Annotated in this window: 15 protein-coding genes; 8 read left to right on the forward strand and 7 right to left on the reverse strand. The window is 75.6% G+C overall.

What is annotated here, in order from left to right; translation table 11 throughout:
* Positions 1 to 95: 95 nt before the first annotated feature.
* On the reverse strand, positions 96 to 914 hold the full coding sequence (locus tag ABD323_RS20315) for a protein phosphatase 2C domain-containing protein (RefSeq protein WP_344443174.1): 819 nt from the start codon (positions 912 to 914) through the stop codon (positions 96 to 98).
* Between the two features lie 184 nt (positions 915 to 1,098).
* Here ABD323_RS20315 and ABD323_RS20320 point away from each other — a divergent pair, with 184 nt between their 5' ends.
* Both ABD323_RS20320 and ABD323_RS20325 read left to right on the forward strand, forming a co-directional pair.
* Positions 1,099 to 1,242: a hypothetical protein gene (locus ABD323_RS20320; RefSeq protein WP_344443175.1), complete on the forward strand. Its 144-nt coding sequence runs from the start codon at positions 1,099 to 1,101 to the stop codon at positions 1,240 to 1,242.
* Positions 1,243 to 1,385: 143 nt separating this feature from the next.
* Positions 1,386 to 1,607: a DUF5302 domain-containing protein gene (locus ABD323_RS20325; RefSeq protein WP_344443177.1), complete on the forward strand. Its 222-nt coding sequence runs from the start codon at positions 1,386 to 1,388 to the stop codon at positions 1,605 to 1,607.
* A gap of 144 nt (positions 1,608 to 1,751) precedes the next feature.
* Here the strand turns inward: ABD323_RS20325 and ABD323_RS20330 are convergent, their stop codons facing one another.
* Positions 1,752 to 2,417 (reverse strand): TIGR03086 family metal-binding protein, encoded by a 666-nt coding sequence (locus ABD323_RS20330; RefSeq protein WP_344443179.1) that lies wholly within the window; start codon positions 2,415 to 2,417, stop codon positions 1,752 to 1,754.
* A gap of 143 nt (positions 2,418 to 2,560) precedes the next feature.
* A complete protein-coding gene (locus tag ABD323_RS20335) occupies positions 2,561 to 3,190 on the reverse strand; it encodes a TetR/AcrR family transcriptional regulator (protein WP_425556080.1) in 630 nt (209 codons plus the stop codon).
* A 245-nt stretch (positions 3,191 to 3,435) separates the two neighbouring features.
* Between ABD323_RS20335 and ABD323_RS20340 the strand changes: the two genes are divergently transcribed.
* Positions 3,436 to 4,626 carry an acyl-CoA dehydrogenase family protein gene (locus tag ABD323_RS20340; protein WP_344443180.1) on the forward strand — a complete coding sequence of 397 codons (1,191 nt, stop codon included), beginning with the start codon at positions 3,436 to 3,438 and terminating at the stop codon, positions 4,624 to 4,626.
* A 109-nt stretch (positions 4,627 to 4,735) separates the two neighbouring features.
* Here ABD323_RS20340 and ABD323_RS20345 read toward each other — a convergent pair whose 3' ends face one another.
* From ABD323_RS20345 to ABD323_RS20360, 4 genes are all read right to left on the reverse strand, one after another.
* Positions 4,736 to 4,984: a hypothetical protein gene (locus ABD323_RS20345; protein WP_344443181.1), complete on the reverse strand. Its 249-nt coding sequence runs from the start codon at positions 4,982 to 4,984 to the stop codon at positions 4,736 to 4,738.
* Between the two features lie 32 nt (positions 4,985 to 5,016).
* On the reverse strand, positions 5,017 to 6,117 hold the full coding sequence (gene alc, locus ABD323_RS20350) for an allantoicase (RefSeq protein ID WP_344443182.1): 1,101 nt from the start codon (positions 6,115 to 6,117) through the stop codon (positions 5,017 to 5,019).
* Positions 6,118 to 6,166: 49 nt separating this feature from the next.
* Entirely contained in the window at positions 6,167 to 7,069 is a 903-nt protein-coding gene (locus tag ABD323_RS20355; protein ID WP_344443184.1) for a LysR family transcriptional regulator, read from the reverse strand.
* A gap of 103 nt (positions 7,070 to 7,172) precedes the next feature.
* Complete coding sequence (locus ABD323_RS20360) at positions 7,173 to 7,811, reverse strand: ATP-binding protein (RefSeq protein WP_344443186.1); 639 nt, start codon at positions 7,809 to 7,811, stop codon at positions 7,173 to 7,175.
* Positions 7,812 to 8,051: 240 nt separating this feature from the next.
* Between ABD323_RS20360 and ABD323_RS20365 the strand changes: the two genes are divergently transcribed.
* From ABD323_RS20365 to ABD323_RS20385, 5 genes are all read left to right on the forward strand, one after another.
* Positions 8,052 to 8,909 (forward strand): hypothetical protein, encoded by an 858-nt coding sequence (locus tag ABD323_RS20365; protein ID WP_344443188.1) that lies wholly within the window; start codon positions 8,052 to 8,054, stop codon positions 8,907 to 8,909.
* A 183-nt stretch (positions 8,910 to 9,092) separates the two neighbouring features.
* Entirely contained in the window at positions 9,093 to 9,827 is a 735-nt protein-coding gene (locus ABD323_RS20370) for a YcnI family copper-binding membrane protein (protein ID WP_344443190.1), read from the forward strand.
* A gap of 108 nt (positions 9,828 to 9,935) precedes the next feature.
* Positions 9,936 to 10,610: an SCO family protein gene (locus ABD323_RS20375; protein WP_344443191.1), complete on the forward strand. Its 675-nt coding sequence runs from the start codon at positions 9,936 to 9,938 to the stop codon at positions 10,608 to 10,610.
* Positions 10,610 to 11,086, forward strand: coding sequence for a copper chaperone PCu(A)C (locus tag ABD323_RS20380; RefSeq protein WP_344443192.1), 477 nt, complete (start codon positions 10,610 to 10,612; stop codon positions 11,084 to 11,086). Before ABD323_RS20375 ends, ABD323_RS20380 begins: the two co-directional genes overlap by 1 nt.
* A gap of 7 nt (positions 11,087 to 11,093) precedes the next feature.
* Positions 11,094 to 13,124 (forward strand): copper resistance CopC/CopD family protein, encoded by a 2,031-nt coding sequence (locus ABD323_RS20385; RefSeq protein WP_344443194.1) that lies wholly within the window; start codon positions 11,094 to 11,096, stop codon positions 13,122 to 13,124.
* Positions 13,125 to 13,278: the final 154 nt, after the last annotated feature.

Genomic DNA, 13,278 nt, shown 5'->3' on the forward strand with positions numbered 1-13,278 from the left:
CCTCGGGGTGACCGGCCGGCCGGCGCAGGAGTGAACGGCCCCGGTCGCCGTGACGACCCGGGCGTGGAACGTCCAACGCTTCAGAGGCGGGTGGATCAGAGGCGGGCGTGCAGCGCGGTCGCGTCGTCCTGGGCCTTGCCGCGCGGCCAGCGCTCGCAGCGCGGATCGCTCGCCTCGGCCTCCCGCACCCGTGCGATCAGCGCGCCCGGACCGGCGTCCGCCATCAGTCGCAGGGCGGCCGGCCAGTCCCCCAGCCCGAAGCCGGTGTAGCGGGCGGCGCCGTCGGTGACCGCGGCCAGCGCCCGCAGGCTGTCCCAGCGCACGAAGCCGGTCTCGGCGTGCCCGGCGGCCTTCGGCACGGCCGCGGCGATCCACGGCCCGCGCCCGGTGTTGCGCACCGCCCGGACCGCCAGCGCGTACCGCAGGTGCAGCGCGGCCCGCTCGGCGCTGCCCGGCTCGGCCTGCCACACCGCCCGGCGCAGTTCCTCGCCGTCGGGGAAGGGCTGGTTGTCGCCCAGCACCCGGGGCACCCCGTTCTTCGGTTCGAGCACCAGCAGCGAGTCGCCGAGCACCAGGTACTCCAGCGAGCCGCCGTGCCGGCGGGCGGCCACCACCATGGCGGCGGGGGTGTTGGGATGGGCCAGGTCGCAGCGCGCGCCGTGCAGGGCGGCGGTCTCCGCGATCGCGTCGGCCAGGCACTCGGCGATGTCGCGGTCCGGCCGGTCGGTGAGCCGGGACAGCAGGTGCACGCCCAGTCGGCGCACGTACCAGGCCGTGCCGTGCCGGCAGCCCGAGTCCATCCCCACCGGTGAGCTGGAACCGTCCAGCAGCACCACGGCCTCCGGCGAGGCCGCCGCGAAGTCCTCGCTCTCGCGGTCCGGTTGCCGGGCCTGTCCCGCCAGTTGTACCTGCATCCCGCCAGTGTGCGCTGCGCGCGGCGGCCGCGGACAGGGCTCGGCCCAGGTTCCCCCGTACGGGTCGGCAGCGGGGTCGGCGCGGGCGCGCGGTGGCAGCGGTGCACCGCTTCCCATAGCGTCACAGAACGGAACTATTCGCCGCTGGCGGCGGCCCGCCCGGGCCGCGGATTGGGGACCTCTCATGTGGTGGCAGTGCATCGTGCTGGTCGTGGCCTCGTTCTTCTTTCCGACCCTGGCGCTGCTGTACTTCATCGGCGGCCCGTACTACCGCGACCGGCCGCGCTCGGCGCAGGAGCGACCGCAGGGCTCCGGACAGCGGCGCTGACCGGGGCCCACTGACGCCCTGGCGCAGGCGCGACGTGACACAGTGGCACCAGCACGACCGTGGCACCGGCACGCGGTGGCAGCACCGCACGGTGACCGGCACGACGTGCACGACCCGCAGCCAGCCCCGTCCAGGAGGTCCCCATGAGCAACAGCGACGCAGCAGCGGTGGAGAACGGCGAGAGCGCCGAGACACCCGCCGCCGCCCAGGACGACGTGAAGGCGAAGTTCCTGGCCGCACTGGAGCGCAAGCACGGCGTCAAGAGCGACGGCGCGGGCGGCGGCCCGGGCGGCGACTCCAAGATCCACGGCGCCCACGCGGCCGCCGGTGGCAAGCGCACCTTCCGCCGCAAGAGCGGCGGCTGATCCGCCGGCCGCGGAGCGGGCGGCCACGGATCGCGGTCGCCGAACGGCCGGCCGGCGACCCCCGGGAAACCCCGGGGCGAGCCGACCGCCCGCGGGTCAGCCGGCAGGGGTGGTGCGCACGACGCGCACCGCCCCTGCCGTCGGTCAGGCCCCGAGCACGGGCCGCGGCGGCGTCCAGTGCGGCACCCGGCCGAGCAGGGCGAGCGCGCGGTCGAACGGCGGCTGGTCCGGGCGGCCGGCCAGCCCCGGCCCGAACGCCCGGCCCGGCCCGCGGTCCTGCGCCCCGCCGGGGACCTGCTCGGCGACCCGCAGCAGCAGCGCGGCCAGCGGCTGCGGGCACTCCAGCGGCACGCCGACGGCCGCCGCGACGTCCCAGGCGTGCACCAGGGTGTCCAGCAGGTGGAAGGCGATCGCCCGCTCGGCGGGGAAGTCCTGCTCGGTGCTGATCTCCGGCAGCGCGAACGGCCGCCCCTGGTCGGCCGCGTCCGCGAAGGAGACGACCAGTTCGCGGGCCGAGTCGGCGAAGCCGGCCAGCGCGGCCAGCGCCGCACCCGGGCCCTGCTCGAACCGGTGGTCGGCCCAGACCTCCGGACGCGCGCCGCTCCCCCGGGCGGCCGCCGCGAAGCCGTACTGCTGGCCGACCACGTGCTCCAGCAGCCGGCGCAGCGTCCAGCCGGCGCAGGGGGTGGGCAGTTCGAGCTGCTCGGCACGGACCGCGGCCACGATCGGTGCGGCGAGCGCGAGCGCGTCGGCGTGCGAGCGGACCAGGGTGCGGGCGAGGGACGTGCCGGGTGCGGTACGGGCGGGCATGGGCGCCTCCGTTCAGGTGATGCCCCGTCAGGGCTTCCTGTGCGGATGCTAGCACGGGTGACAGCACGATCGTTCGGACAGTTTTGAGGGCCGGGCCGTGGCCCCACCCCGTTCGGTCCCCCACCCCCGCCGTCCCCCCGCCGTCAGCCGGCGGGCAGCAGCGACTCGTCCGCCGACTCCGAGCGCAGCAGCAACAGCACCGAGCGCCGGGCCCGGTCGTAGGGCCCGTCCTGCCCGTGCAGCAGCGACAGCGCGTTGGCGTACTCCAGGAAGCTGCTGAACTCGAAGGCCAGCTGCTCCAGGTCCGCGTCCGCGCGCAACTCCCCGCTCGCGGCGGCCGCCTGACACATCTCCAGCACCGTCCGGTGCCAGGCCAGGCTGCTGGCGGCCAGCGCGTCGCGGACCCGGCCGGGCCGGGCGTCGAACTCGGCGCCGACCGCGTAGAAGAAGCAGCCGCCCGCGAAGACCCGGGTGCGCGAGTACTCCAACCAGCGCAGACAGAGCTCCCAGAGCTGCCCCACACCGGCCGGCAGCCGGCGGACCGGCTCGATCACCACCTCGACGTAGATCCGCTGGGCGGCCCGCACGGTGGCCAGTTGCAGCTCCTCCTTGGAGCCGAAGAGCGCGAACACCCCGCTCTTGCTCAGCTCCAGCTCGGCGGCCAGCCGGCCCAGCGAGAGCCCGTCCAGCCCCTCCACCGAGGCGATCGAGACCGCCCGGCCCAGCACCGTGCGCCGGGTCTCGTTGCCCTTCTGGATCCGCCCGTCCTGGATCCGCCCGTCCTGGACCTGTCCGTCCTGGTCCAGATCGCCCTGGAGCCGCCCGCCCTGCACCAGGCCGCCGGTCGAGGAGATCGCGGCGGATCGGGTCCTGGTCTCCACCCCGGATACGGTCCTCGGATCGGTCACTGCCCACCACCGTCTTCGATGCCACTGTCCCTGTGACTGCTTTCCCGTCAGCGTAAAGCCTGGTACGGATGGTGCGGCACCGCGCACACCCCACACCCTCAGGAGCCCCGATGCCCGCCAGCACCCCCCGCCCGGGTGGACCCGACCCGATCGACCTGCTCGCCGTCGGCGAACTCCTCACCGAGGAGGAGCGGTTGATCCAGGCCACGGTGCGCCGGTTCGCCGACGACCGGATCCGCCCGCAGATCGCCGACTGGTTCGAGCGGGGCGCCTTCCCGGTGCGCGAACTCGCCCCCGAGCTCGGGAAACTGGGACTGCTCGGGATGCATCTGGACGGCTACGGATGCGCCGGCGCATCCGCCGTCGCGTACGGGGTCGCGTGCCTGGAGCTGGAGGCCGCCGACTCGGGGCTGCGCAGCTTCGTCTCGGTGCAGGGCTCGCTCGCGATGCGCGCGATCCACGCCTTCGGCTCCGAGGAGCAGAAGCAGCAGTGGCTGCCGGACCTCGCGGCCGGCCGGGCGATCGGCTGCTTCGCGCTGACCGAGCCGGACTTCGGTTCCGACCCGGCCAACATGCGCACCACCGCCCGGCGCAAGGGCGAGGACTGGGTGCTCTCCGGCAGCAAGATGTGGATCACCAACGGCAGCGAGGCCGACGTCGCGGTCGTCTGGGCGCAGACCGAGCAGGGCGTGCGCGGCTTCCTGGTCCCGCGCGGTGCGCGCGGGTTCACCGCCACCGACGTGCACGGCAAGCTGTCGCTGCGCGCCTCGGTCACCAGCGAGCTCGCCTTCGACGAGGTGCTCCTGCCGGCGAACGCCGTCCTGCCCGGGGTGAGCGGCCTGCGCGGGCCGCTCTCCTGCCTCAACGAGGCGCGCTACGGCATCCTGTGGGGCACCGTCGGGGCCGCTCGCGACTGCTACCAGGCGGCGCTGGAGTACGCGAAGGGCCGGGTGCAGTTCGGCCGGCCGATCGCCGCCTTCCAGCTCACCCAGGAGAAGCTGGTCGAGATGGCGCTGGAGCTGGAGAAGGCCTACCTGGTCGCCTGGCGGATCGGCCGCCTCAAGGAGGAGGGCCGCGCCCGGCCCGCCCACGTGAGCTTCGGCAAGCTCAACAACGTCCGCACCGCGCTGGAGATCGCCCGCAGCGCGCGCACCGTGCTGGGCGCCAACGGCATCACCACCGCCTACCCCGTGCTGCGGCACGCCAACAACCTGGAGTCGGTGCTGACCTACGAGGGCACCAGCGAGATCCACACCCTGATCCTGGGCGAGGCCATCACCGGCGAGGCCGCCTACCAGTAGCGGCCGACCGGGCCCGGACGGGGTCGGGCCGGGACGGGGTCGGGCCGGGACGCAGGGTGCGACGGGGTCGGGCCGGGGCGCGACACGGTGGCGCGGGTCCGGCCCGGGGTCAGGGCAGGTAGTCCTGCCGGTCGTGCTCGTCCGCGAGGAAGGGCACCGACTGGAGCCAGTTCACACCACAGGCCCGACAGCAGGTCTCCTTGGTGCGGCCCCACTCGGTCTGGTCCAGGGTGGCCGCGCCCGGGTCGATGTCCCGACCGCAGAGCGCCACCGACTTCTCGTCCAGGACCATGTGCCACTGCTTGACCGGGCCGCTGGGGCCCTCGTCGCCGTACTGGGCGTGCATCCGATGCAACATGCTTCCACAGTGCCTCCGGCGCGCGGCACACGCTAGGCGAGCGGTTCGGGGGCCGGGCCGACCAGCGACCCGTGCAGGCGCAGCCGGGCGACGCCGCCGTCGGGGAAGACGTCGAGCCGGGCGTGACTGGCCGCCCGGGCGCCGGCTGCGGCCGGGACCAGGAAGCGGTGCAGGGTGTCGGGCTGCAGCAGGGTGCGCGGGACCAGCTCGAACCAGCCGCCGTCGGCCGGGTCGGCCGGGTCGCCGCCGCCGCTCGCGTCGAAGCCCAGCACGGCGGCCCAGCCGGCCGCGTTGCCGACGTAGTTGGCGGTGTCGATCTCCACCGCGCGCACCACCGCGCGCCCGGCCAGCCGCAGCCGCACCCAGTCGTGGCCGCCGTCGCGGCGCCGGCGGTTCTCCCAGCCCTCGCCCATCTCGCGCGAGCGGCCGGGCAGGATCAGGTTGACCGGGGGCGAGAAGAACCGGTCCGAGGCGTCCTCGACGCTGCCGCCGTGCTCGAGCGCGGCCAGGTCGAAGGTGCCCAGCGCCGCCAGCCAGGCCTGGTCGGGACGGGACTCGCCGTGCACCCGCAGCCGCGCGATACCGCCGTCCGGGTACTGCTTGAGCCGCAGATGGGTGAAGCGGCGCCGCTCGGTGACCTCGAAGGCGTTGGCCGCGTGGCCGCGCACCGCCCCGGGCGCCACGATCTGCTGCCAGCGGGTGGTGGGGGCGAGCAGTTCCTCGGGGCCGGGGGTGCCCGGCAGCTCGACGGCCTCCACGCTGATCCGCTGCGGGTGGTTGCCGCGGAAGTGCGCGGTGTCCACGACCACGCCGTGGATCACCCCGGGCAGGCCGAGCCGGACCAGCACCCAGTCGTGGTCCTCGGCGTCGGGGTGCGGCCGGTCGGTGCCGGCGCCGCGGCGACGGCGGGTCTCCCAGCCGTCCATCAGCTGGCCCTTGGGGCCGAAGGTGTGCGGCTGGAAGCGGGCGGGGGTGGGGAGCAGCAGGTTCTCCCGCTCCGCGAAGAGCTCGTCGTTGGCGGCCAGGACGCCGGCGCCCAGCCGCCGGTCGGCGAGGTCGGGCAGCCGGCGGAAGGGGAGGTCGGCGGCGAGGTCCTGGTAGTCGGCGTAGCCGTAGTCGGCAGAAGTGGTCATGGCTCCACTCTGCGCGCGACGATTGTTCAGGTCCATCTCAAAAAACTGATCAAAACGTTGAGCTGGACTGAACGATCTCCGCCAGCACCCGGCGCAGCGGCGGTGCCCCCTCGGTCCCGGCGCGCACCGCGGCCACCACCCGGCGGCTGGGCCGGTCGGCGGGCAGCGGCCGGATCAGCACACCGCGCCCGCCGCCCGCCAGCAGCCGCGGCACCAGCGCCACCCCGAGCCCGGCGCCCACCAGCGCCAGGATCGCCGCCCAGTCGGCCGCCGTGTGGGCCGGCTCGGGCACGAAACCGGCCTCGGCGCAGGCCCCCAGCGTGATGTCCCGCCAGGGCCCGGACCGCCCGAAGATCCATGGCTCGTCCGCGAGTTGGGCCAGTCTCAGCTCCGCACCGCGGTCGGCCAGCGGGTGCTCCAGCGGCAGCGCGATGTCCAGCGGATCGTCCAGCACCGGCAGTTGGACGAACCGCGGGTCCGCGGCCGCCGTGCCACGGACGTTGAGCGACAGCGACAGGTCCACCTCGCCGGCGGCCAGCAGTTCCACCGCCTCGGCGGCCTCCGCCTCCACCACCCGCACCACCAGCCCCGGCGCGCGCTCGCGCAGCTGGGCCACCGCCGGGACCACCAGCGCGGTGATCGCGGTGGCGAAGGCCCCCACCCGCACCTCGCCGGCCTCCCCGTGCAGGTACCCGGCCACCTCCGCCTCGGCCTGCTCCAACTGCCCGAACACCCGCTCCGCGTGCCGCAGCACCAGCCGCGCCGCGCCGGTCAGCCGCACCCGGCGCCCGTACGGCTCCAGCATCGGCGCCCCCACCTGCCGCCCCAGCGCCGCCAGCTGCTGGGACACCGCCGACGGCGTCAGGTGCAGCCGCGCGGCCGCCGCCGTGACCGTCCCGCACTCGTCCAGCGCCTGAAGGATCCGCAGCTTCCTCAGGTCCCACTCGCTCATCGCCCCAGCCTCATCGCCCCAGCCTAGGAGGGCACGCCGACCGGCCCGGAACGTCGGGCGGGCCGACGTCCGGGCACCGGTGCACCGGCGGCTGGCGGCAGGGTCAGGAGGCGACGCGCAGGGGGGCGAGGTCCTGGCGCTTGAGGATCTTGTCGAAGCTCACGATGGCGCCGCGCTGGGGGTGGTTGCTCAGCCGGACGCGGTCGGTGAGGGCGTGGATCAGGAAGAGACCGCGGCCACTCTCGGCGCACAGGTCGGGGAAGGCGTCCGGGTCGGTGGCGCGGGCGGCGGCCGGGGCGAGGTGGCCGGAGGGGAGCACGTGGGTGTCGTAGGCGGTGGGGCGGGCGCGGGGCGCGGAGGCGAAGCCGGCCGGGCCCGGGAGCGAGGCGCGGCCACGGCGGCGGCGCGGCCGGGTGTGGTCGAGCGAGCGGGTCGCCGGTCCGGCCGCGGGGCGGCGGGAGGGGACCAGGTGGGGAGCCGTCGGCAGGCCGGGTCCGGAGTCGATCACCTCGATCCGCAGCAGGTCGCCCTCCAGTGCGGCGGTGACCTGGAAGCCGTCGCCCGGGTGGGTGCCGACCGCGTGCTCGACGGCGTTGGCACAGGCCTCGGTCAGCGCCACGCCCAGGTCATGGGCGATCTGCGGGTCGACGCCGGCGCTCTCCATGGTGCCGAGCAGGATGCGCCGGGCCAGCGGAACGCTGGCCAGCTCACGCTTGAGATGCAGAGTCCACCAGATGTCCACGACAGGTCCCTCCTGGCTGCGGCTCCACATACAACTAGGTATTGCCGACCGATCCGGCAGTGAACCGTGCGTGCGGTGCCTGTCCACTCGTTCGGCGGATGGACTGGCGCGACACGTTATGCCGAACGGCGCGCGTGCTGGCCCCGCACGCCGGGCCGAACGGGTCATTCCCGGGGATTCGCCGCCGGTTTCGCACCCCGCCACGGTCGGCCCGCACCCCGATGAGATGATGGGCCGGCCATGACTGACCGCCTTCCCGCCCCGCAGCCGGGCGCCGCCGACCCGGTCCGCCGGGTGCTCGGCGCGCTCCGCACCCGGGGCGCGACGGGTGGTGCGACGAGCGGTACGACGGACGGCACGGCGGCCTGGGACCTGCGGCTGCTGCGGGCGGTCCCGTTCGCGCTGGTCTGCACGCTGGTCGCCGCGGCCGGCCACGACCTGGCCGGCGGCGGACCGGTCGCCCCCTCGACGCTGGTGATCGGCTTCGCCGCGGTCTGCGCGGTGGCCGCCCTGGCCGGTGGGCGCGAGCGCTCGCTGGCGCGGATCGCCGCAGCCCTGGGCATCGGCCAGCTCGGCCTGCACCTGCTCTTCCACGGCGCCGGCCACCAGGCGATGGCCGGGATGACCATGAACGAGGCCGCCGGCCGGCTGATCTGCAACGACCGGCCGGGCCTGGCCACCGCGCTGCCGGCCGGGGTCAGCGCCGAGCAGCTGATCGGCCGGGCCGGCCTGGACCCGCACGCCTACCACGCGATGGCGGACGGGCCCTGGTGGCAGTTCGGACTCACCCCCGCGATGCTCGCCGGCCACCTGCTGGCCGCCGTGCTCGCGGGCTGGTGGCTGCGGCGCGGCGAGGTCGCGCTCTGGCGGCTGGTGCGGCTGAGCCGCACCACCGCCCGCGAGCTGCGGACCTGGGCCGCCCCGCTGCGCACCGCCTGCGCGCTGGTGATGGCGCTGCTGCGCGGGCTGCTGGACGCGCCCGGCACGGACGTCCGGGCGGCGCGCCCGGACGCGGGGAGCATACGGCTGCCCGTGGCGGCCGTCCTGCGGCACAGCGTGATCCGCCGGGGACCACCGGCCGTGGCCTGCGCGCGCTGACCTCCCGTCACGGAGCCCGTTCCACCCCGCCACCGCCCCTCCCCCGCCGCCTGCCGGCGGCCGGACCGGGCGCACCGGCCGGGCCGGGCCCGACACTGCGGGGCGGGGCGCGCCGACGAGCACGTTGCCACCCCCCAGTCCCAGGGCACTCCTGTGCCCTGCTCCCGATGGAGACCGCCTCAGATGCGTTCGCTTCCCGCCCGCCGCCTCGCCACCGCCCTCGCCCTGGCGACCGGCACCCTGCTGGCCACCGCCGTCCCGGCCTTCGCGCACGTGACCGTGCAGCCCGGCACCGCCCAGCAGGGCGGCTACACCGCCGTCGCCTTCCGGGTGCCGGACGAGAGCGACACGGCGAGCACCACCAAGCTCGAGGTCACCCTGCCCACCGACCACCCGATCGCCTCGGTCTCCACCCAGCCGCTGCCGGGCTGGACCGCGACGGTGGAGAAGTCGAAGCTGGCGACCCCGGTCAAGACCGACGACGGCGACAGCATCACCGACGCCGTCACCAGGATCACCTGGACCGCCGACGCCACCGGCAAGATCGGCCCGGGCCAGTTCCAGGAGTTCAAGGTCTCCTTCGGCCCGCTGCCCAAGGACACCGACCAGCTGGTCTTCAAGGCGTTGCAGACCAAGGACGACGGCACCGTGGTCCGCTGGATCGACGAGGCCAAGGACGGCCAGCCCGAGCCCCAGCACCCGGCGCCCGTGCTGCACCTGACCAAGGCCGCGGCCACCGCCTCCCCGGCGGCCGACGGCCACCAGATGACCGCCGCTGCCTCGCAGGACGGCAGGGCGCCCGGCCCGGCCTCCTCCTCCGACTCCACCGCCCGCGCGCTCGGCGTGGTGGGCATCGTGGTCGGCGTGCTCGGCGCCGGCCTCGGCGTGCTCGGCCTGCGCCGCAAGAACGCCGCCTGACGGCCTGACGGCCGGCCCGCGACCGGGGCCGCACGCACGCAGGTGCGCACGGTCCCGGCGACGGCCGGCCCGCGACCCCCCACTCCGCGTCCCGATCGGATCCCTCGCATGCAGCACACCTCGCCCCGCCGGCGGCTGGCCGGCGCCGCCGCCCTCGTCCTGAGCGCCGCCCTCGCCCTGACCGCCTGCGGGTCGAGCGGTGGCCAGGGGGCCGACGGCAAGGCCGCCGTCTCCCAGCAGGGCGCCGGCTCGCCCTACCAGGGCACCGCGCTGGCCCGACACTTCGACAAGCCCGACCTGGTGCTCTCCGACACCGGCGGCCAGCCCTTCGACCTGCGCCAGCGCACCGCCGGGCGCTCGGTGCTGCTCTTCTTCGGCTACACCAGCTGCCCGGACGTCTGTCCCACCACCATGGGCGACATCGGCGTGGCGATGCAGAAGCTCTCCGCCGAGGAGCGCAAGAAGATCGACGTCGTCTTCGTCTCCACCGACCCGGACCGCGACAACCCCAAGGTGCTACGGACCTGGCTGGACTCCTTCGGCAGCGACTTCATCGGGCTGACCGGCGACCTGGCGAAGGTGAAGGCGGCGGCGCTGAGCCTGGGGATCGTGGTGGAGGACCCGGTGGTCAACAAGGACGGCACGGTCACCTCCTCGCACGGCGCCCAGGTGCTGGCGTTCCTGCCCGCGGACGACAAGGCGCACGTGCTCTACATGAGCAACACCCCGACCGCCACGTTCGAGCACGACATGCCGCTGCTGGCCAAGGGGGTGGCGGCCTGATGGCGGGCTTCCGGCGGGCGGCGCTGGCCGGGGCCGCGGTGGCCACCGCCCTGGCGGCGGGGAGCATCGTGGTGGCCTGCGGCGCCGGCAGCCCCTCCACGGCCGCGACCGTGAAGCTCAGCGTCGAGGGCTCGTACATCCCGCTGCCGGCCGGTGACGGCATGGCGGCCGGCTACCTGACGGTGCGCAACGACGGCTCGGGCGGTGACCGCCTGCTGCGGGTGACCAGCCCGGGCGCCGGCTCGGTGACGCTGCACCACTCCACCGACACCTCGATGACGGAGGTGGAGAGCCTGCCGGTGCCGGCCAGGGGCACCCTGGAGCTGGCCCGCGGCGGCAACCACCTGATGATCATGGGCTGGCAGAAGCCGCCGGCCGTCGGCGACCACCTCGAGCTCGACCTCACCTTCGAACACGCCGGGACCATAGCCGTCCAGGTACCGGTCAAGCCCCTCACCTACCGTCCCGGGAGCTGACGAAGACATGCGGAAAGCCTGGGCCTTCCTGGCGACGGCCGGCGCGCTGCTCGTGCTGGTGCTCGGCACCGCCGGGCCGGCGGCCGCGCACGCCGCGCTGCTGCACACCGATCCCGAGCAGAACTCGGTGGTGGCGAGCGCGCCGTCCGCCGTCACGCTGACCTTCAGCGAGGGGGTCACGCTCTCCGCGGACTCGGTGCGGGTCCTCGACCCGGCCGGCAAGGCGGTCGACACGGGCGATCCCGGGCACGCGGACGGCAAGGCGGACACCGCGCGGGTCGGCCTGCGCGGCGGCCTGGCCAATGGCACCTACACGGTGGCCTGGCGGGCCGTCTCCGAGGACACCCACCCGGTCGGCGGCGCCTTCACCTTCTCGATCGGCGCCGCCTCCGACACCTCGGTCTCCGCCTCGCAGGTGCAGGGCGCCCGGGCCGACGACGTGGTCGCCGCGCTGTACGGGACCGGGCGCACGGTGGCTTACGGGGCGTACGCGCTGCTGGTGGGCGTCGCGGCGTTCGTGCTGATCTGCTGGCCGCGCGGGGCGGCGACCCGAGCGGTGCAGCGGCTGCTGATGGGCGGCTGGGTCGCGCTGCTGGCGTCCACCGTGGCGGTGCTGCTGCTGCGCGGGCCCTACGAGCGCGGCAGCGGGCTGAGCCAGGCCCTGGACCTGACGCTGGTGCGCGGCACGCTCGACGAGCGGCTCGGCACCGCGCTGGCGGCGCGGCTGCTGCTGCTGGCGGCCGGCGGCGTCTTCCTGTCGCTGTTGGTGGGCCAGCTCGGCCAGGAGCAGCCCGCCGGGCGGCCGCAGGCGCCGCGGGAGGGCGAGGTGCCGCGGACCGGCGAGGGCGATCCGGAGGAGGAGGAACTGCGGCGCCTGGAGGAGCGCGCCGCCGAGCGGCCGCAGCGCGAGGCGCGGGTGGCGCTGGGGATCGGCGGGCTGCTGCTGGCGCTGGCGCTGGCGGCGACCTGGGCCGGGGCGGACCACGCCGCGGTCGGGATCCAGGTCTGGGTGGCGCTGCCCTTCGACATGCTGCACCTGGTGGCGATGGCCTGCTGGCTGGGCGGGCTGGTGGCGCTGCTGGCCGGGCTGCGGCACGGCGCCGGGGTCGCGGCGGCCAACCGGTTCTCGGCGGTCGCGATGACCTCGGTGGCCGTGCTGGCGGTGACCGGGGTGTACCAGGCCTGGCGGGGCGTCGGCTCCTGGGACGCGCTGACCGGCACCCGGTACGGGCAGTTGCTGCTGGTCAAGGTCGGGCTGGTGCTGGTGATCCTGGCGGTGGCCTGGTTCTCCCGGCGGTGGACCGCCAGGCTGCGCTCGGCGCCGGGCCCCGACGGCGACGCAACGGACGCCGCCGAGCAGGACGAGCGGGACGAGCGGGACGAGAAGGACGAGCACGGCGGTCAGGACGCCCCGGAGTCGGGCGGGGGCGCCCCGGGCGGGGACGACCCGGTGCGCCGCGCCCAACTGGCCCGCCAGCGAACCGCGCTGGCGAGCGCCGAGGTGCGCAGGCGGCAGCAGGGCTCACCGGTGCAGGCCGGACTGCGCCGCTCGGTGCTGGTCGAGGCCGGCGTGGCGGTGGCGGTCCTGGTGGTCACCACGCTGCTCACCAACGCGCCGCCCGGCCGGGTGGCCGCCGCCGTCGCGGCGAGCAGCGCCCCCGCCCCGGCGACCGGCGCGGCCGCGGCGCCGGACCGGGTGGTGCAGCTCAAGCTCCCCTACGACACCGGCGGCAAGGGCCCCGGCGCGCAGGGCACCGCGACGCTGACCCTCAACCCGGCCGCGGTGGGCGGCAACCGGATCACCCTGGTGATCACCGACGCGTCCCAGCAGCCGGTGGACGTCCCCGAGGTGCAGCTCTCCTTCACGCTGCCGGACCGCGACCTCGGTCCGCTGCCGGTCGCCCTGACCAAGGCCACCACCGGCGGCTGGAGCGGCACCGCGCAACTGCCGCTGGCCGGTGAGTGGGTGGCGGCGGTGGTGGTCCGCTCCTCGGACATCGACCAGACCACCGAGACCAAGTCCGTGACGATCGGCTGAGGAACGCGATGACCGCCGTCGAACACACCCCGCTCGCCCCCGGCCCGCGGGCACCGGGCGGCCTGAGCCGCCGCCCGCTGCTCGGCGGCGCCGTGGAAGGCCAGGCTGCGGGCGCCGCCGGCCGGGCCCTGGTCCGCGCCGCGCTGGTGCCCGG

This window comes from Kitasatospora nipponensis (genome assembly GCF_039528135.1).
Lineage (GTDB): Bacteria > Actinomycetota > Actinomycetes > Streptomycetales > Streptomycetaceae > Kitasatospora > Kitasatospora nipponensis.

Bases quoted from the DNA above. Each gene is read 5' to 3' on its own strand.
- ABD323_RS20315 (WP_344443174.1), bottom strand. From the start codon at position 914: ATGCAGGTACAACTGGCGGGACAGGCCCGGCAACCGGACCGCGAGAGC.
- ABD323_RS20320 (WP_344443175.1), top strand. From the start codon at position 1,099: ATGTGGTGGCAGTGCATCGTGCTGGTCGTGGCCTCGTTCTTCTTTCCG.
- ABD323_RS20325 (WP_344443177.1), top strand. From the start codon at position 1,386: ATGAGCAACAGCGACGCAGCAGCGGTGGAGAACGGCGAGAGCGCCGAG.
- ABD323_RS20330 (WP_344443179.1), bottom strand. From the start codon at position 2,417: ATGCCCGCCCGTACCGCACCCGGCACGTCCCTCGCCCGCACCCTGGTC.
- ABD323_RS20340 (WP_344443180.1), top strand. From the start codon at position 3,436: ATGCCCGCCAGCACCCCCCGCCCGGGTGGACCCGACCCGATCGACCTG.
- ABD323_RS20345 (WP_344443181.1), bottom strand. From the start codon at position 4,984: ATGTTGCATCGGATGCACGCCCAGTACGGCGACGAGGGCCCCAGCGGC.
- alc (WP_344443182.1), bottom strand. From the start codon at position 6,117: ATGACCACTTCTGCCGACTACGGCTACGCCGACTACCAGGACCTCGCC.
- ABD323_RS20355 (WP_344443184.1), bottom strand. From the start codon at position 7,069: ATGAGCGAGTGGGACCTGAGGAAGCTGCGGATCCTTCAGGCGCTGGAC.
- ABD323_RS20365 (WP_344443188.1), top strand. From the start codon at position 8,052: ATGACTGACCGCCTTCCCGCCCCGCAGCCGGGCGCCGCCGACCCGGTC.
- ABD323_RS20370 (WP_344443190.1), top strand. From the start codon at position 9,093: ATGCGTTCGCTTCCCGCCCGCCGCCTCGCCACCGCCCTCGCCCTGGCG.
- ABD323_RS20375 (WP_344443191.1), top strand. From the start codon at position 9,936: ATGCAGCACACCTCGCCCCGCCGGCGGCTGGCCGGCGCCGCCGCCCTC.
- ABD323_RS20380 (WP_344443192.1), top strand. From the start codon at position 10,610: ATGGCGGGCTTCCGGCGGGCGGCGCTGGCCGGGGCCGCGGTGGCCACC.
- ABD323_RS20385 (WP_344443194.1), top strand. From the start codon at position 11,094: ATGCGGAAAGCCTGGGCCTTCCTGGCGACGGCCGGCGCGCTGCTCGTG.